The 18922-nt window shown below is 31.0% G+C and carries 17 protein-coding genes and 3 tRNA genes; 9 read left to right on the top strand and 11 right to left on the bottom strand.

Annotated elements, in window-relative coordinates:
- Nucleotides 1-2 precede the first annotated feature (2 nt).
- The 3 genes from yajC to queA form a co-directional block, all read right to left on the bottom strand.
- The gene (gene yajC, locus CF66_RS03235) at nucleotides 3-332 is read right to left on the bottom strand and encodes a preprotein translocase subunit YajC (RefSeq protein ID WP_016503742.1); all 330 of its coding nucleotides are present in this window, start codon (nucleotides 330-332) and stop codon (nucleotides 3-5) included.
- A gap of 132 nt (nucleotides 333-464) precedes the next feature.
- A complete protein-coding gene (gene tgt, locus CF66_RS03230) occupies nucleotides 465-1589 on the bottom strand; it encodes a tRNA guanosine(34) transglycosylase Tgt (protein ID WP_034411624.1) in 1125 nt (374 codons plus the stop codon).
- A gap of 70 nt (nucleotides 1590-1659) precedes the next feature.
- On the bottom strand, nucleotides 1660-2718 hold the full coding sequence (gene queA / locus CF66_RS03225; RefSeq protein WP_016503744.1) for a tRNA preQ1(34) S-adenosylmethionine ribosyltransferase-isomerase QueA: 1059 nt from the start codon (nucleotides 2716-2718) through the stop codon (nucleotides 1660-1662).
- A gap of 145 nt (nucleotides 2719-2863) precedes the next feature.
- Between queA and ung the strand changes: the two genes are divergently transcribed.
- Nucleotides 2864-3571: a uracil-DNA glycosylase gene (ung, locus tag CF66_RS03220; protein ID WP_016503745.1), complete on the top strand. Its 708-nt coding sequence runs from the start codon at nucleotides 2864-2866 to the stop codon at nucleotides 3569-3571.
- A gap of 38 nt (nucleotides 3572-3609) precedes the next feature.
- Here the strand turns inward: ung and CF66_RS03215 are convergent, their stop codons facing one another.
- The 4 genes from CF66_RS03215 to hemA form a co-directional block, all read right to left on the bottom strand.
- Nucleotides 3610-5655, bottom strand: a complete 2046-nt coding sequence (locus CF66_RS03215) for a tRNA(Met) cytidine acetyltransferase TmcA domain-containing protein (RefSeq protein WP_034411623.1) — start codon at nucleotides 5653-5655, stop codon at nucleotides 3610-3612.
- Nucleotides 5656-5753: 98 nt separating this feature from the next.
- Nucleotides 5754-6623 carry a peptide chain release factor N(5)-glutamine methyltransferase gene (gene prmC / locus CF66_RS03210; RefSeq protein WP_016503747.1) on the bottom strand — a complete coding sequence of 290 codons (870 nt, stop codon included), beginning with the start codon at nucleotides 6621-6623 and terminating at the stop codon, nucleotides 5754-5756.
- Nucleotides 6613-7701, bottom strand: coding sequence for a peptide chain release factor 1 (gene prfA / locus CF66_RS03205; protein WP_034411622.1), 1089 nt, complete (start codon nucleotides 7699-7701; stop codon nucleotides 6613-6615). Before prfA ends, prmC begins: the two co-directional genes overlap by 11 nt.
- 22 nt (nucleotides 7702-7723) lie before the next feature.
- Complete coding sequence (gene hemA / locus CF66_RS03200; protein WP_016503749.1) at nucleotides 7724-8989, bottom strand: glutamyl-tRNA reductase; 1266 nt, start codon at nucleotides 8987-8989, stop codon at nucleotides 7724-7726.
- A 170-nt stretch (nucleotides 8990-9159) separates the two neighbouring features.
- Between hemA and lolB the strand changes: the two genes are divergently transcribed.
- The 8 genes from lolB (at nucleotide 9160) to CF66_RS03160 (ending at nucleotide 13864) form a co-directional block, all read left to right on the top strand.
- On the top strand, nucleotides 9160-9792 hold the full coding sequence (gene lolB / locus CF66_RS03195) for a lipoprotein insertase outer membrane protein LolB (protein WP_016503750.1): 633 nt from the start codon (nucleotides 9160-9162) through the stop codon (nucleotides 9790-9792).
- Nucleotides 9774-10652 carry a 4-(cytidine 5'-diphospho)-2-C-methyl-D-erythritol kinase gene (gene ispE, locus CF66_RS03190; protein WP_081697378.1) on the top strand — a complete coding sequence of 293 codons (879 nt, stop codon included), beginning with the start codon at nucleotides 9774-9776 and terminating at the stop codon, nucleotides 10650-10652. Before lolB ends, ispE begins: the two co-directional genes overlap by 19 nt.
- Before the next feature lie 28 nt (nucleotides 10653-10680).
- A complete protein-coding gene (locus tag CF66_RS03185; protein WP_034411620.1) occupies nucleotides 10681-11631 on the top strand; it encodes a ribose-phosphate pyrophosphokinase in 951 nt (316 codons plus the stop codon).
- Between the two features lie 45 nt (nucleotides 11632-11676).
- Complete coding sequence (gene pth / locus CF66_RS03180; protein WP_034411618.1) at nucleotides 11677-12264, top strand: aminoacyl-tRNA hydrolase; 588 nt, start codon at nucleotides 11677-11679, stop codon at nucleotides 12262-12264.
- An 18-nt stretch (nucleotides 12265-12282) separates the two neighbouring features.
- Complete coding sequence (gene ychF, locus CF66_RS03175; protein ID WP_016503754.1) at nucleotides 12283-13377, top strand: redox-regulated ATPase YchF; 1095 nt, start codon at nucleotides 12283-12285, stop codon at nucleotides 13375-13377.
- A 141-nt stretch (nucleotides 13378-13518) separates the two neighbouring features.
- Nucleotides 13519-13593, top strand: a tRNA-Gln gene (locus CF66_RS03170).
- Between the two features lie 30 nt (nucleotides 13594-13623).
- Nucleotides 13624-13700: transfer RNA gene (locus CF66_RS03165), tRNA-Met, on the top strand.
- 79 nt (nucleotides 13701-13779) lie between these two features.
- Nucleotides 13780-13864, top strand: a tRNA-Leu gene (locus CF66_RS03160).
- A 25-nt stretch (nucleotides 13865-13889) separates the two neighbouring features.
- Here the strand turns inward: CF66_RS03160 and CF66_RS03155 are convergent.
- The 4 genes from CF66_RS03155 to CF66_RS03140 all read right to left on the bottom strand — a co-directional run bounded on the left by CF66_RS03155 (nucleotide 13890) and on the right by CF66_RS03140 (nucleotide 18908).
- The gene (locus CF66_RS03155) at nucleotides 13890-15032 is read right to left on the bottom strand and encodes a flagellin (protein WP_034411616.1); all 1143 of its coding nucleotides are present in this window, start codon (nucleotides 15030-15032) and stop codon (nucleotides 13890-13892) included.
- A gap of 147 nt (nucleotides 15033-15179) precedes the next feature.
- On the bottom strand, nucleotides 15180-16373 hold the full coding sequence (flgL, locus tag CF66_RS03150) for a flagellar hook-associated protein FlgL (protein ID WP_034411615.1): 1194 nt from the start codon (nucleotides 16371-16373) through the stop codon (nucleotides 15180-15182).
- Between the two features lie 10 nt (nucleotides 16374-16383).
- Entirely contained in the window at nucleotides 16384-18255 is a 1872-nt protein-coding gene (flgK, locus tag CF66_RS03145) for a flagellar hook-associated protein FlgK (protein ID WP_016503757.1), read from the bottom strand.
- 197 nt (nucleotides 18256-18452) lie between these two features.
- Nucleotides 18453-18908, bottom strand: a complete 456-nt coding sequence (locus CF66_RS03140; protein ID WP_016503758.1) for a rod-binding protein — start codon at nucleotides 18906-18908, stop codon at nucleotides 18453-18455.
- Nucleotides 18909-18922 lie beyond the last annotated feature (14 nt).

The following is an 18922-nucleotide window of genomic DNA, read 5'->3' as shown; positions in this document are numbered from 1 at the left end:
TTCTATAAAGATTTTAATGTCCCTTTTGGTAATAAGGTAGTAATAAAACTTTTCTGAATAAGAACTTCATTATTCTCATTTAATTTAATTGAAACACAATCACTATTTTCTGATATTTTTATTATTTTACCAACTAATCCACCACTTGTAAGTACTTCATCACCTTTAGTAATTGAGGAGATAAGTTTTTTATGCTCTTTAATGCGTTTAGATTGAGGACGGTAAATTAAAAAGTAGAAAACTAAAGCAAATACACCTAGCATAATCAACATTTCATAACCAGAACCAGATGTATAGCCTTTTGCCTCTGCATGAACTTGAGGAATAAACATTTATTTTCACCAGTATTTCTCATGGCAACCTAGATTGGGTCTTAATTTTAACTTTTCAAGGAATATAAATCTCTAATTGTGATCAATATTCAAAAAAATAGGATGAATAGATAGCTCTTTTAAAATTCATTGCTAATTAAATTCTGGTACGTTTTTATTTTGAGACAAATAAAAATTTTCTACAAATAAATTAAAATAATTTTCATTAATTGCTCTACGAATATCTTTCATTAAACGTTGATAATAATGCAAATTATGAATAGTATTTAAACGCATACCTAATATTTCTTTGCAACGATCTAGATGATGTAAATAAGATATTGAATAATTTTGGCAAGTATAACAATCACAATTTGGATCAATTGGCTTGTTATCCATTTTATGTTTTGCATTACGAAGTCTGATTATACCAGTATCTATGAATAAATGACCATTACGGGCATTTCTTGTTGGTATAACACAGTCAAACATATCAACTCCACGACGAACACCCTCAACTAAATCTTCAGGTTTCCCTACTCCCATCAAATAACGCGGTTTATTTTCTGGAAGTAAAGTACAAGTATGATCTAGTACACGATACATGACAGATTTAGATTCTCCTACAGACAAACCACCAATGGCGTAACCATCAAAACCAATCTTTACTAATTCTTTAACTGAAATATCACGTAACTCATTATAAATACTACCTTGGACAATTCCAAATAATGAGTTGGTATTACCAATCTTATTAAAATGAATACGAGAGCGCTGTGCCCAACGTAACGACATTCTCATTGAGTTATTTGCATCCTCATATGTTGTTGGGTAAGGTGTACATTCATCGAAAATCATTACAATATCGGAACCCAAGTTTTTTTGAATTTCCATAGATTTTTCAGCACTTAAAAAAATCTTATTACCATTTACTGGATTACGAAAATAGACACCATCTTCAGTTACTTTACGAATAGCAGAAAGACTAAATACCTGAAAACCACCAGAATCGGTTAAAATAGGACGCTTCCAGTTCATAAAATGATGCAAATCACCATGCATCTTTATTACATCTTGACCAGGTCTCAACCATAAATGGAAAGTATTACCGAGCAAAATTTCAGCACCTGTGTTTTTTATTTCCTCTGGGGTTACTCCTTTAACAGTCCCGTAAGTACCAACAGGCATAAATGCAGGAGTTCTCACTATATCACCATATTTAAAGGTTAGTTGACCAAGTCGTGCTTTATTGTTTTTTTTCTTTAGTTCATATTTCAAGTTCTTCACAAATCCATAATCTATTCTTAAATTATTGATATCTCATTAAATAATGACAGTATAAAAAAGTTTAATCTATACAAGTTTTTCTAGTAGCGAACATTGAATCACCATAACTAAAAAAACGATATCTATTCTTTACTGCATATTGATAAGCAGACATAACATGATTATAACCAGATAATGCACTTACTAACATGATCAAAGTTGATTTGGGCAAATGAAAATTAGTAACTAAACAATCTACCAGTTGATACTTATAACCTGGAAAAATAAAAATTTTCGTATCGCCACAAAATGGCATCAAATCGGTGTTTTTTTTTAAAGCATTTTGCGCAACACTTTCTAAAGAACGTGCAGAAGTAGTACCAATAGCAATAATACGACCTCCTCGTGCTTTAGCAGAACGAATAGCATCAATTGTAATCTTTTTTACTTCAACATACTCTGAATGCATTTTATGTTCATTAATTTTATCTACTTTTACTGGATAAAATGTACCAGAACCAATGTGTAAGGTTACATAAGCGAATTTAATTCCTTTTTTTTTTATTTTTTCAAGAAAAACCTCATCAAAATGCAAACCTGCTGTTGGCGCTGCAACTGCTCCTAACTTTAGATTATAAACTGTTTGGTAACGTTCCTTATCAATAGCTGTATCTAATCGAGAAATATACGGTGGAAGCGGAACATGACCAATATGATTTAGAACATTTAATACTGATTCTCCATTATTGAAACAAAGCTTAAATAGTGCACTATGGCAATCAATAACTTCAACCTCATATTCATCATTTTTACCTAAAAATAACGTACTGGAAATCTTAGGCAATTTGGAACAGTACACGTGTGCAAGAACAGTACTTCTATTTAATATTCGCTCGATTAAAACTTCCAGTTTCCCACCAGTTTTTTTTCGACCAAACATGCGGGCTGGCATAACACGGGTATTATTAAATACCATTAAATCTCCTTGTCTAACTAAATCTAAAAGTGCTGTAAATGAACTATCTCTCAATGAGCCAGTATTGCCATTTAACTGTAAAAGTCGACTAGCTGTTCGTTTTCTTTTTGGATATTGAGCAATCAAATCATTAGGAAGTTCAAAATAAAAATCAGAAACTCGCATATGTATATCTCATTTGATTATAAAAAAATAATTGGTGATATGACATTACTATAATCATGACATTGCTATTTAAAATAAAATAATAGACAATGATTAATAAACCCTTATTGGTTAAAAACCTCAAAGTAAGAGTATTTGTACAAAAATGCTTAACTTTCATAAAAATAAACTTATTCATAATACTTTAACATGGAAAAATGTTATAGGTTCTGAAAAACAAGCTAATTATTTTAAACAGATGATGAAGTTTATTTCAAAAGAACGAAAAAATGGAAAGCTTGTTTTTCCATCAGATAAAGATGTATTTAATGCATTTAAATTTACAAAATTTAGTGACGTTAAAGTTGTCATTCTTGGCCAAGATCCATACTACGGAAAAAATCAAGCTCATGGATTGAGTTTTTCCGTACCACCTGGTGTAAATATACCACCATCACTTATAAATATATATCAAGAACTTGCACAAGATATTAAACATTTTCAAATTCCTAAGCATGGTTTTTTAAAAAATTGGACTAAACAAGGAGTCCTTTTATTAAATACTATTCTTACTGTAGAAGAAAAAAAACCGCATTCTCATTCAAATATTGGTTGGGAAATATTTACAGATAAAGTAATTCAAGCTTTGAGTGAACAAAGTCAAGGAATAATATTTTTACTATGGGGGAATTATGCAAAAAAAAAAGGAACTATTATCAAACGAGATAGACATTATATTCTTGAAGCCGCTCACCCATCACCACTTTCAGCTCATCAAGGCTTTTTTGGTTGCAAACATTTCTCTAAAACAAACAGATTACTTATTAATCAAAAGAAACAACCAATTAATTGGCATTTGCCATTAATAACTTAAGATTATTCAAAAATACACTTATCTATTTTAACTGAAAACTAATCTGGTGTAGAAACTAAGTTAGTATATAACCATTTAATCTCATTTTTAAATTGAAGTTCACATTCTTTACGAGTAGATAATTGAAATTGATTCATGCAGTCTTTCCAAGACCATTGTTGAATAATCTTAAGCAATGTAAGTTTTCCAACATATACAAACTTTTCTTGTGGCAATGTATTAATAAGGTTTTTAATTTGAGAAGCAATACTATCGAAATTGCCTCCACCTTCTAAGTAATTACTAATTAAAAAATTAAGCTTTATATTAATAAATTTAGAGGATTTACGAGTATGACTCGCTATTTCTGATAGAAGGAGAAGAACTATACTAGAATCGAGTGTTTTTAGTGAACAAGTTAGAAAATAATCAATACTACATTTAAAAAAATCCCTAGCCTCACCTAACCAAGGTGAGTTTTCAGCTCTTACCATGATCAGAGAATAACAACCACTTACTTTATCTATTTTTGAACTTATTTTAATAGGCACAAACTTATTCCTTAACCAAAATCTGATAAGTTCGCTAGTAGCACCAAAACTTGTTGAAATATAATTAACAGTAGTTTGTTTATATAATATTTGAATTGCTTTACTACCAATCCCAAGTCTCTGATAATTCGGATGTACTGCAATACGCATGATACGTAAACTTTTTTGGCGAGCTGCTTCAGAAATCCCAATATCCTTGGCGAGAATAGAAGATACTAATTTCCCTTTAGGACGATACTCCCCTAATTGTATTTTCTTAATTAAATCATCTTCTACTCCCCCTTCTTCTACCACAAGCATACAACCAACAAACACATCTAATGCAAACATCATATACATATGCATGCTATCATCTCGTAAAAACAAAAATAGGTCATTTGGAGAAGTTTTATAATGAGCACTAACCAATAATGCAAAACAATTTTTAAACCTTTCAAACTGAGTAAATAAATTGTTTTTATTAAATTTAAGTAACTTCAATTTATCTATATTAATAAGCTTTTGCTTATCAATATATAACTCTGCATTTAATAAAAATGTCTGATATTGCCATCTTTCTAAAAAATCCTCTTGTGTCCACCTGATTGGACAATTAAGATGCAAATGAAAAGTCTTAGAGCGATAAGATTTTAACCATGTTAAAAATTTTAAACTGAATCCTCTTCCTGAACCTTCATAACCATGAATTGTGCTTGAAAAAATAATACGACAGTATAATTTAGCCATGGTTTTTAGCATTGAAATTGGAATAGCCGCTGCTTCATCTACGACTAAAAAATTACATTTAATTTTACTATGAAGCAATTCATATGGAGAAACAAAAAGAAGAGATGACTTTTGATAAATTAAGTTATATTTGGTTTTCTTGGTACTATCTAACTTCGCTAAAGCATGTTGAAAAACAACATTTATAGAAGATATTGACGGTGCTGTTATCAATATCTTAATTGAACGCGATTTCATTAAGTTAGCGGCAGCTATTCCTAGCGCTGCACTCTTTCCTCTTCCTCTATCAGAGGTTAAAATTAAAGGACGTTTATTATGACCTTCAACTACATGCATTATTTTATCAATAGCAATATATTGTTCTTGATAAATAGATATCGGTAAAGCCTGTGAAATAATCTTAGGCAATGAAGGAAAAGGTTTGTTTTGAGAAAGAACAATTAATCTATTTAAACTTCGTTCTAACCATACCTTATCTAACGATTTAGATAATGACCTTTCTGGAAAAATAAATAATAAGCCACCACCAACCAAGGTCCCCAATACAGAATTAAAGCTGTTTGCATTAAAATCTTGAGAAAAATCACATATTAAAATCTGACACTCTTCTCCTAATAATCGACTACCTTCATTAAAAGCAACATATTTAGCTCCTGGAAGATATTGACCTCCTAATTGAAAAACTGTAGGGTTTTTATAACAATCTATAGCTTTTTTAATGCAAGAAAGACTCCAAAAATACTGACCATCAAGCACTATACCAAATCTATTCATTGTAGAAATGGCTTTCATTTGAAGAGCTATAAAATAATTATCTAATTTAGACATCAATAATCAAGCTTGATATTATATTTATAATAAATATAACTAATTGAATTAGAAAAGAAACTTATAATAATCTGATTTTTATATTGCCTTGCTCTGTATTATTTTTTACTAAACTGACCAAAAGTCACTCGATCATTCTGAGCATAATCTTTTTTAGTTAAAACTTTTTGATAACCTAACGATAGTAAAATATCTCTTACAGCCTTACCTTGATCGTAAGCATGTTCTAATATTAGCCAACCTAAATGTTCTAAATGAACTAGGCTATTTTTAGCTATATATTTAATATCAGATAACCCTTCATCATTTGCTACTAATGCACTAACAGGTTCAAAACGTATATCGCCTTGAGCTGAATATAAATCATCTTTCTTAAGATAAGGTGGATTAGAAACAATTAAAGAAAATTTGATATCATTATTAATTGCTTCAAACCAATTTCCTACAAAAAATTTTACATTGGTAATTCCTAATCTAGAAGCATTTTCAACAGCTAAAAGCTTAGCCTCTGGATTTATATCAATCCCGAAAATATCTCTTTTAGGCATCTCGAAAGCTAACACAAGCGCAATTATACCAACTCCTGTTCCTAAATCTAAAATAAACCCTTTTTGGTTATAAGTTTTATCTAAAGCAATTTCAATTAAAAGTTCAGTATCAGGACGAGGAATCAAGGTAGATGATGAAACTTTAAATGGAAGAGACCAAAATTCTCGCTCACCAACAATATATGCTATAGGTTCACCAGATAAACGCCTAGATAATAACTGATTAAACAAATAAAATTGGGAAGGCTTAAGTAATCGATTAGGCCAAGTAAACAGGTAAGAACGCGATTTAACCAAAACATAACTAAGCAATATGCTAGCATCAAGATAAGGAGAACTGCTCCCACTTTTTCGAAGCTGATTCACCGCGAATTTTAGTGTTAATTCAATATTTGGGAAAGAAATTATTTTAGTTTTCATTTGATAAAGAAGCTAATTGATCAGTTTGATACTCTCGAATCAGTGGTTCAATTAAACTTTGCAAGTTCCCCTCCATCACTTCATTTAAACAATACAGTGTTAAATTAATTCGATGATCTGATACACGGCCTTGTGGATAGTTATATGTACGAATACGATCACTTCGATCTCCAGAACCTAATAAATCCCGACGAGTATTCGATACTTGTTCAGCACGCTTTATCTCCTGAGTTCGTATAATACGTGCCACTAATACTGACATTGCTTTTGCTTTATTTTTATGCTGTGAACGCTCATCTTGACATTCAACAACTATCCCTGTTGGAAGATGCGTAAGGCGAACAGCAGAATCAGTGGTATTAACGTGCTGACCACCTGCTCCAGATGCACGAAATGCATCAAATTTTAAATCACTACTTTTAATTTCTGGAAAATCTGATTTTGGAATTTCAGGCATAATTACTACTGTACATGCAGAGGTATGAACACGACCTTGAGATTCAGTTTCAGGTATACGTTGTACACGATGTCCTCCAGATTCAAATTTCATCATACCATAAGCACCATCTCCGCTTATTTTAGTAATTATCTCTTTATAACCACCGTGTTCTGATTCGGAACAAGTTATGATATCTAATGTCCAACCTCGCTTCTCAGAAAATTTTGAATACATACGAAAAAGATCACCTGCAAAAATTCCTGACTCATTACCTCCTGCACCTGCACGAATTTCTAAAAAGCAATTGCAATTGTCATTAAGCTCTTTTGGTAGTAATAAAATCTTTAGTCTATTTATTAAATCAGCAATGATTGCTTTTGTTTTTCTAACTTCCTCTTCAAACATAATACGAATATCTTCATCATCTTCATTATCCATTTGTTGAATGGAAATAAGTTCCTCTTGAACTGATTGATATTGTTGAAAACACTGAACTACCTCATCTAACTGAGAATATTCTTTTGAGAGAGTACGAAATTTATGCTGATTAGTGATAATGCTAGGCTTACTAAGCAAGTGTTGAAGTTTTTTATGGCGTTCAACAAGAATTTTAAGCTTTACTAAAATAGAAGATTTCATATATTTTCATGTTTAAAGAATCTTAATTATAATAATAAAAGTCTTCAAGACCTAAACTTTTTCTAATTATAACCAAATTAGAAGATTCACCCCGTTCTGCCGCATTTTGTAATGCTCGAGTTGGAGCATGGATAAGTTTGTTAGTTAATTTATTGCTAAATTCCATTAATACCCTCTCAGGGTCACTCCCAGCTGCAAGGGATTGTAAACTTCTATTAAGTAAATCCTGGCGAATATCATTTGAAAATTTACGATATTCTCTAATACTATCCACAGCTTGCAATGAGCGAATCCTAGTCGTAAACCTGTCACTCTCTTCATTAATTATTGATTCAGCTTGAATTGATTCAACCTCTCTTTGTTTTATGTTACTATCAACTATTAACTTTAAATCATCAATTGAATAAAGATATACATTATCAAGCACTGCTACTTGAGATTCAATATCTCTTGGAACAGCTATATCAACTAATAACATTGGTTGATATTTTCTAATTTTCAAAGCTGTTTCTATCAGCCCTTTACCTAATATCGGTAAGGGGCTTGCAGTAGAACTAATAACAATATCAGCCCTAGGTAAATATTCTGGAATTTCAGCGAGGCTAATAGCATAAGCACTAAATTTCTCTGATAACTTCAAAGCATTTTTAAGTGTTCTGTTAGCAATAATTATTTTTTTACAACCATTAGCTAAGTACTTTGCTACAAGCTGAATATTCTCTCCCGCTCCAACTAATAAGATCGTGGAATTTGACAATGATTCAAAAATATGCTTAGCCAAAGTACATGCAGCATAAGCAATGGAGACTGCATTAAAACCTATTTCAGTTTCTGTACGAACTCGCTTAGCAACAAAGAATGTTTTTTGAAAAAGTTTTTCCATCAATGAATTCACTGTACCAAATTTACGCGCGTAAGAATAAGCTTTTTTTACTTGCCCTAAAATTTGTGGTTCACCTAATACTAAAGAATCTAAACCACAAGATACTCGCATTAAGTGTTTAATTGTTGCTTGCTCCTCATAAATATAAATACTAGATTTAAGTTCATTTGGAGAAATATTATGAAACCGAAAGAACCAATCAACAACTCTCTCTTTAGTACTTGCTTTTAGATCACAATAAATCTCACTGCGATTGCAAGTAGATAAAATAACACTACTATTGACACAAGGATTGACATTCAGTTGCTTTAACGCAACTGATAGTCTGCAAGGTTCAAAAACCATCCTTTCACGTAATTCTACAGGAGCTGTATTGTGACTAATTCCAATAACAAGCAATGGCATGTAATTTAGATTCTCTGTTCGAAATAGGAACAAGTACAAGATTCTACTTGATACCTAGTTTGATTAAAAGAGTCTAACTAATTAGTTTTACTGAGTTCGTGATACCAATATATAATGTCGGTACTCTTTTCGCTATATTTTTATACATTAATTTAACAAATTAAATAGCAATGATCCACTGTAATCAGACCCTATCTTTAATAAGAATAATAACTTTAGTTCTTCTTTTAGTTGGTTGTAGCTCTAACAAGCAAGAGCAAGACTATGCTTCTATTCCATTGAAAAATAACCAGCAAAAAGTAGCTAAAATTAAAAATTATCAAGCTATTGGAAAACTAGTGTATAATTTAAAAGATAAAAAACAATCATGCAATTTTCAATGGAAGTATACTTTCCAAAATTCAAGTATAAAATTAATAAATTTCTTTGGGCAACCTATCTTAGGTCTAAATATCAAACCAGATTCTGCACAACTCAAAACATATTATAATAATAAAATATTCTTAGAAAAAAATACAACTACACTTTTTCGAAAACTAATAGGATTGAATATTCCACTAGAACAACTTCAATATTGGATAATAGGTAAACCAGAAGATGCTGATATATATCAAATGAATGAAAACAATATTCTTACATCATTATCTAAAAAAATAGATAAAAAACTTTGGCATGTATATTACTATAAATATCAAAATGTATCATTAGATGAACTAACATTGTTACTACCAAAAAAAATCCAAATTCGAAATGATAATATACAAGTTGATCTCATCATTTTGAAATGGATCTTAAACCAATGATCTTTAAAACTACCTATTGGCCATCTCCAGCTAAAATCAATTTATTCCTAAATATTATAGCTCGAAAAAAAAATGGCTATCATGAATTACAAACACTTATTCAATTTCTAGACTACAGCGATACATTAGCAATTAAAATCAATCGCTCTAATAGAATTCGAGTCTTTTCTGATATTAAAAAACTTAAAACTACAGAAAATTTGATTTGGAAATCAGCAATGGCATTGAAACAATATGCTAAGTGTAATTTTGGAGCTGATATTAAAATAAAAAAGATTCTTCCTATAGCTGCAGGCATCGGTGGTGGTTCTTCAAACGCTGCAACAATTTTAGTAGCATTAAATTTTTTATGGCATTTAGAATTAACTGATAATCAACTTGCAAATATAGGCCTAACTTTAGGCACTGATATACCAGTTTTTGTCTATGGTTTTTCTTCCTTTGTAGAAGGAATTGGAGAAAAACTTTCTCCAGCAACACCAAAAGAAAAATGGTATTTAATTGTAAAACCAAGCGTCAATATAGCTACTGTCGATATATTTACTCATCCACATTTAATTCGAGATACCCCGAAAGGGGAAATGATATCCTTATTGCGAGGGAATTATGTAAATGATTGTGAAAAAATTGTACGCATACTACATCCAAAGGTTGATAAACAACTTTTATGGCTGTTACAATACGCGCCTTCTAGGCTAACTGGAACAGGATCCTGCATATTTTCTGAATTTACCTATAAAAAAGAAGCAGAGGCTATTTTTTCAAAACTTTCGAAAAATGTTTCAGCTTTTATTGCTAAAGGAATCAATATTTCACCATTGAAAGAAACTCTAGCTAAATATCAATCAATTTATAATTAATATAAGATCTAATTTTGAGGTTTTCACCGTGAATAATATGAAGCTATTTGCTGGTAATGCAATACCTGAATTAGCCCAACGTATTGCTAATCGTTTATATACTTTTCTTGGTAATGCAACTGTAGAACGTTTTTCTGATGGTGAAATTGCTGTACAGATCAATGAAAATGTTCGCGGTGATGATGTATTCTTAATTCAATCTACTTGTGCACCAACTAATGATAATTTAATTGAGTTACTAGTCATGATCGATGCAATGCGTCGTGCTTCAGCAAGACGCATTACTGCAGTAATGCCATATTTTGGTTATGCTAGACAAGATCGTCGAGTTCGATCAGCACGTGTACCAATTACTGCAAAAGTAGTTGCAGATTTCTTAGGAAAAGTTGGCATTGATAGTATTTTAACTATCGATTTACATGCTGAACAAATTCAAGGGTTTTTCGATATGCCTGTAGATAATATATTTGGCACCCCTGTATTACTTGAAGATATGAAAAGCCGTTCATTGGAAAATCCAGTTGTGGTTTCACCAGATTTGGGAGGGGTTGTTCGTGCAAGAGCCACAGCTAAAGCACTCGGTGATATTGATATTGCAATTGTTGATAAACGTCGTCCAAGAGCTAATGTTGCTGAAGTAATGAATCTAATTGGTGATGTTCAAAATAGAGATTGTGTAATTGTTGATGATATTATTGATACAGCAGGAACTTTATGCAAAGCAGCTGAAGCACTAAAAAAATGTAATGCAAAACGTGTATTTGCCTATGCTACTCATGCTGTATTCTCGGGGAAAGCAACACAAAATATTAATAATTCATTATTGGACCAAGTAATTGTTACTGACTCCATTCCTCTTTCTAAAAAAATGCTTGAAACAGGGAAAATAACCACACTGAGCGTATCTCGTATGCTGGCTGAAGCCATTCGCCGAATCAATAATAATGAATCTATTTCAGAAATGTTCAATAGAAACTAAATTTTAGTTTCTTAATTCTTAAAGCCTTTTATGGAGACCTAGTATTTGGATCAAGAATTTAAACTTTTCGTTGGTCTTGCAAATCCTGGTGATAAATATATCCAAACAAGACATAATGCCGGATCATGGGTGTTAGAAAAACTAGCTAGTGTTCATAATATAACCCTTAAAAATGAAACAAAATTTTATGGATTAACTGGACAAATAATAGTTAATAATAAGAGAATACATCTTCTAATTCCAACTACATTTATGAATTTATCTGGCAAGGCTATTGCAGCTCTAGTTGAATTTTATCAAATTAATATAGAAGAAATTATGATCGCTCATGATGATCTAGATTTAAATCCAGGTATTGTAAAATTTAAGAAAGGAGGAAGTCACGGTGGTCATAACGGTTTGCGCGACATTATTAATAAACTTAATAACAAAGAATTTTACCGACTTAGAATTGGAATTGGTCGTCCAAAGGAACGAAATAAAGTTTCGAATTATGTTTTAAGCAAAGCATCTGATTCAGAACAGCATCTCCTAGGATTAGTTATAAATGAATCAGTACAAATTATTCATGTTTTACTAAAAGATGGATTGAGTAAAGCACAAAATTATTTGCGTTCATTTAAAATCGAATAAAGTAAGGAGAAATTGATAATGGGATTTAAATGTTCTATAGTTGGCCTTCCTAACGTTGGCAAATCAACTTTATTTAATGCGCTAACTAAATCTAGTGTTGAAGCTGCTAATTTTCCATTCTGTACTATCGAATCAAATATTGGAGTTGTTCCTGTCCCAGATATTCGTCTACTCCAATTAAAAGAGATTATCAAACCAAAACGAACAATACCATCGACAATTAAGTTTGTTGACATCGCAGGCCTCATATCTGGTGCATCAAAAGGAGATGGACTTGGTAATGAATTTCTAGCTAATATCCGTGAAACTGATGCAATCAGCCATGTAGTACGATGTTTTGAAAATACAGATATAATTCATGTATCTGGGCAAGTTTCACCAATTAGGGATATTGAAATTATTAATCTTGAACTTGCCTTAGCCGATCTAAATTTTTGTGAAGCTACAATTCAACGATATAAAAAAAAATGGAAATCTCATGACCAAAAAAATATAAAGTATGAGTTAACCATATTAGAAAAATTACTGCCTGTTCTGTCAGAAGGGGAAATGGCAAGCACTGCCAATTTATCAAAAGATGAAGTATCTACTATAAGTTATTTAAACTTTTTAACCTTAAAACCAATCATGTATATAGCTAATGTTAGTGAAAATAGATTTAAAAATAATCCATATTTGGATATGGTTAAAAAACATGCAGAAAAAGAAAATAATATTGTAGTGCCTATTTGTGCCAATGTAGAATCAGAAATATCTCAATTAGATGATAAATATCATAAAGAATTTTTAGAAAATATGGGTATTGAGGAACAGGGATTAAATCGAGTAATTCGTTCTGGCTATGACTTATTAAATCTACAAACTTACTTTACAGCTGGGAAAAAAGAACTACGAGCATGGACTATACCTATAGGAACAACAGCTCAAAAATCAGCTGGTAAAATTCATACTGATTTCGAAAAAGGTTTCATTCGTGCAGAAGTCATTAGCTATAATGACTTCATTCAATATGGTAGTGAATATACTTCTAAAAATGCTGGAAAATTGCGTCTTGAAGGTAAAGATTACATAGTCCAAGATGGAGATATCATTTATTTTCGATTTAATGTATAAAAAATCAAAATAAGATTTTATATCTTGACTTTTAAAAAATTACAGGCATCATTAGTTCCCAATCTTGTATCATATTTATTAAAACAATGTTGACGAATCTAAAACAACTAAGCATAATGCGCCACATTTATATATAATAGTTGGGCTATCGCCAAGCGGTAAGGCACCGGCTTTTGATGCCGGCATTCCCTGGTTCGAATCCAGGTAGCCCAGCCATATCCCTACTGTTATGCAGTAGAAAAAAATGGCTACTTAGCTCAGTTGGTTAGAGCACATCACTCATAATGATGGGGTCGCAGGTTCAAATCCTGCAGTAGCCACCATTTCTTTAATCATTGTTATAATAGACTTGGTCTACTATAACGATAGTACTTTTTTTTGCTATGATTATTAATTATGTGCGCGGAAGTGGCGGAATTGGTAGACGCACCAGATTTAGGTTCTGGCGCCGAAAGGTGTGAGAGTTCAAGTCTCTCCTTCCGCACCACCATTTAGAAACTAAAAAAATATCACTATTGAAGTAACGTCATTAATGAATTTGGTAATTGTTTTGTTTGAGCCAATATTGCTGTTCCTACTTGCTGCAAAATCTTATATTTTGTTAAATTTGTTGTTTCTTTTGCAAAATCCGTATCTTTAATTCGACTATTTGATGCTTCAATATTTTCTTGAATGTTAATTAAATTATTTATACTATGCTCTAATCGATTCTGTTTTGCACCAAGATTGGCACGTTGAGCATCTATATAATTCAATGCTACATCAATAATACCCACTGAGTTTTGAGCGCCACCAACTGAACTGATATTAATATCCTGAACTGTTAAAAAAACACCTAAACCACCCTTTAATCCTAATTCATCTGCTAAATTACCAGAAATATTCAAATCATCTAATAAATTTAACTTAGAAGTAAATATTTGTAACTTCCCTTCTTCATTAACTGAAGCTTTTAATTTATTTGATTGTCCATTAATATATGTAGCTAATTCTTCAATATTATCACCCTTCTTAGCAAGAATATTAATAGTAATTAACTCATTAGTAGACCTGTCAATAAATTCAAACTGAATATCTTTGTTATCTTCTGGTACAATCCATTCTTTAATTTTACCCAATTCAGAAACAAAAAAACGTCCTCCCATATGAATATCATCAGCACGCATGCTTTTAAAATCTAAAATAATTGCTTCACCTGAACTAGCACCAATTTGAAAGGAGCCTTCTCTAAATGATCCATTTAATAATTTACGACCACCAAATGATGTTGTTTCTGCTATCCGGTTTAACTCATCTTGCAAAGCTAAAACTTCTTTATTTAATGCCTTACGTTCTAATACTGAATTAGCTCCATTTGCTGATTGAAGTGCTAAATCACGCATACGTTGTAAAATATTAGTTGATTCACTCATTGCCCCTTCAGCAGTTTGTATAATAGAAATTGCATCATTCGCATTTCTCATCGCAACATCAAGAGCACGTGATTGTGCCGTTAATCGATTAGAAATTTGTAACCCAGCTTCATCATTTTTTGCACTATTAATTCGATTTCCTGAAGATAAACGCTGCATAGAGATGTTTAATTTACTAATTGCTTTATTTAAATAATGCTGGGTAGTTAATGCTGAAATATTAGTATTTACTGTAATAGTCATTTCTTTAATTCTCTAGAAGAGATAAACATACTTCCACAAATTAAACTATCTCATTTAAAAATAATAACCACATTATACAAGCATTTTACTCAAAAACTCTATTATAAGTAAGTACGCTGATTTTTTTAAAGAATAAATACTAATGCATTAAATATAATTAAAAAGAGTTAAATCTTTAGTTTTATTGAAAGCAATTTGTGATATTTGTAAAGCTTTTAAATTGTCATTTAATTCTATAACTGCTTCAGTGTAATCAAGGTCCTCTAAGTTACTTTTTATTTTTTTAAAAGTTAATTGAAAATCTTTGTGTTGTTCTTCTTGTGCATCTAGAGTACTCATTCTTATACCAATATCACTATGAACTTTATTAAAGTGTATAAAAGCAGTATGAAATTCTTGAGTAATTTGATGCAATTTAGCTATAAAATTAGCATTTTTAATAGGATTTTTAGTGAGTTCTATAATATTCTGGAAAGTATCAAAAATAGAATAAGTTTTTCTTGGTTTTAGGAATATACAGTCTCCTGTAGTAAACTGATTTTTAACTTGAACAGATATATTTTCATATTGAATACCTTTAGATGGATCAAATTTATCAACCTTTACAACTTGACCATCCTTCTCTAATTGATAACCAGAGTTACCATCAACCATATCAATAAATTTAACTGCATAACTAGATTGATCATTGTCATCTGAATTAATAGCACTTTCTAATAATAATTTTGAAGAATATTGTAAATGATACTGAGGTTCAAAATCACCATATGGATTATGAATTTCCATAAATACTGTACTACCAGGATCATTAATTGCTATCTCTAAATTATTAGAAATTTTTACTGTACGTTGGGCATTATCACCTAGATAAACCACTTTTTTATCTTTATTAAAGAAAAAAGGTTGATTTTTTGATTTGGTACCAGAAAAAACGTAACTGTCTGATGTATCTTTAAAATTAGCTAACTTGATAAAATTATTTGCAATTTCTTGTATTTCAATTGACTTAACTTGCATATCTTCATGAGATAAAGAAGCATTTATCATACTCATTACAATACGCTTTGCTTCATCCGAAAAAGTTTCAGCATTAGATATGATAATTTCATGATTAACTAGTCGATTTCTAACTAATTCAATCGAATCTATATATTGTTTTAATTCTTCTAACTGCTGATTAACATTCTGAATATAGTGTATATCTAAAGGATTATCACTTGCCTGAATAAGTTTATTTCCAGAAGTTAATTGAAGTTGATTATGATGAATTTTATTTTCTTGACTACGAAAATTATCTTGAACCAGCTGATGGTTATAAAAACTAGAAATACGATTTAACATTCATTATTCCTTATCTTAAAGATAAAATAGCGTCGAATATATCATTCGCTACCTGGATAATACGAGAGGATGCCATATAGCTTTGTTGAAAGCTCATCATATTAGCCGCTTCTTCATCAAGATTAACCCCAGAAACGGAAGCAATACGCTCATTAGCAATGTTTTTTTCTAAACGTGAAGTCTCAGTTAAACGCGAAGCAAACGACATTTCCAAAGCAATATCTGTATTAAGATTATAATACGAATCCAGAAGTGTCGATTCTTTATTATCGAGGATTTTTTCTGTTTGTAATTCCTGTATTTTGTGCAAGTTACTATTATTACCTTCTGCAAACATGAGATTAACTATAAATTTATCGTTTGGAAAGGCACCACCAGTTAGTTCAAAAGTTGTCCCTTCAATGGTAATTAATCCCGGAGGGGGGTATGGATGAGATTCTTGTAATATTTCTCCTTTAGAATTAGTCACTATGAACTGATCACCATCAGATGTTATCGAAACTTCAAATTCTCGTAATCCACCTACTTGTATGATTTTAAGTCTATCTTTCCCTTGAGCAAGTATACTGGATACTTCATAATTTTGTGCTGCAATTTCTTTAGGGTCATTAGCTACCATTTTAATTTTTTCTGAACCATTACGAGTGGGACGAATCAATACTTTCTCTCCAATATTTAGATTATTACGTACCTCAATTCGCATTCCATCAAAAATTAAAGAGCCATTGTTAATTTCTATTGAAAATTTCTTACCCATCGAATCATTTACTACATAGCTATCTCCAGTATACCGCAATGAATATTCACCAGATTTTAGTTTACTCGTATCTTCAATAAATACAGCTAATTCAGCCATAGAATCAGTAGATTTAAACACACGAGATCTGGCTATATCTTCAGAGTTTACATCAGTAAAGAGTAAACCACCTATATTCCCAAACCAATCTAAACTCTGAGATTGTAATTTATTCACTTCATAGGAAAAAGAGACACTCATACGACCAACTTCATCTAAAATCTTAGGAATATATTTATCACGTATATCAAATAAAGCTCCAATACTACCACTAATATCTTTAGGGATAATAGCTTTAATATTTTCCCCTTCAATAATAGCTAAACGGCGCTGACGAATATCAGGATAACCACCAATGATTTTCAGTTGACTTGCTTCTACACCTGATACTAGCGTATGACCACTGCCAATATGGATATTATAACTTTTGCTATCTTTTCTTGGTGTAACAATTACTTTCGTATACTGAGATAACTCAGATATGAGTTGCTTATGTCGATCCATTAAGTCATTATTTTTAGGTATCCGTATCATTAAACGTTGTAACTTACAAAGTTCATAAGCTAATTGATTAATATGTTCAATACTGAGATTAAGCTTTTCATCAATTACACTAGCTTGATTTTTAATTCTTTCATCGAAATCATTAAATCCATTAGAAACTATCGCAGCTTTTGCCAGTACAATTTTCCGAATACCAATATCATTTGGACTATCTGATAAAATTTTAACGGAATCAAACCATTCATGAAAATTTTTTGGAATCTGTTGAGAAGTCATAGAAGAAAGTGTTCTTGCAAGAAGATCAAGATGTTCCTTTATACCCTGGTAAAAAGAAAAACGAGTGGTTGATAAATTAAATTCATGAATAGCAAATTGATCCCATGAACGACGAACTTTTTCTACATGAACACCCATACCATAAGCTACTTTAGCATATTGATGAGAAGGTTCACTTCTTTGGATAAGAGATTGACGACTATATCCTTCTGTATTAGCATTAGCGATGTTATGACTTGTGGTATTTAGCTGCTTTTGAGCTGTTAATACACCTCGAATACCTAAATGTAAAAGATCTGAGGTCATATGCTCTCCATAACAGTTCTATAAAATATTTTAAAAGTTACTAAAAGGACTAAACACACAATTAACTAAAAAATTCATATAGTTTTCTTAGAAAATGAGACGAACTATTGCTCATTATGAGTGAGTCTACTATTTATTATAACGAGATTTTTCTTTAATAAAGAAAATATAGTTCAACTTTTTTAACTAACAGTCAATCAACATGTGATCTCTATACTTTTCCCTATATGGGTCTGATGAATTGTTAATGGGTTATTTTCTTCGAATATTTTATTGTTAGAGCCTACTTTCCTCATTAATTTCTCAAAATTATTATTGTATTGAAAATCTGGATTAGAGTTTCTAATAGGATTAGGTATTAATTGAGAGAGAAGTATATCTGCTAAACCTAATGAACCTGACATACTTAACTTGCTAGACATTTGTTCATCTAATATCTGACGGTAAAATTGTTTTTGTTGACTATTTATTGGATTTTCAAAAAGAAAGTTGGCATTACGCACTGATTTCAATAACATAGAAAGGAAAATACCTGCAAATTGTTTTGCTACAATTGATAACGCAGCATGGTCCTTAATTTTACTATGAACTATCTGATGACGAAATTGATCTAAAGAAGCGATGTCATAAATAAAGCTAACATTATTATTCATTATAATTAACCTAA

The organism is Candidatus Photodesmus anomalopis, from assembly GCF_000731785.2.
Taxonomy (GTDB): domain Bacteria; phylum Pseudomonadota; class Gammaproteobacteria; order Enterobacterales; family Vibrionaceae; genus Vibrio; species Vibrio anomalopis.
Note: the sequence above shows the minus strand (reverse complement) of the source record. Positions and strands in the feature narration are given on the sequence as shown.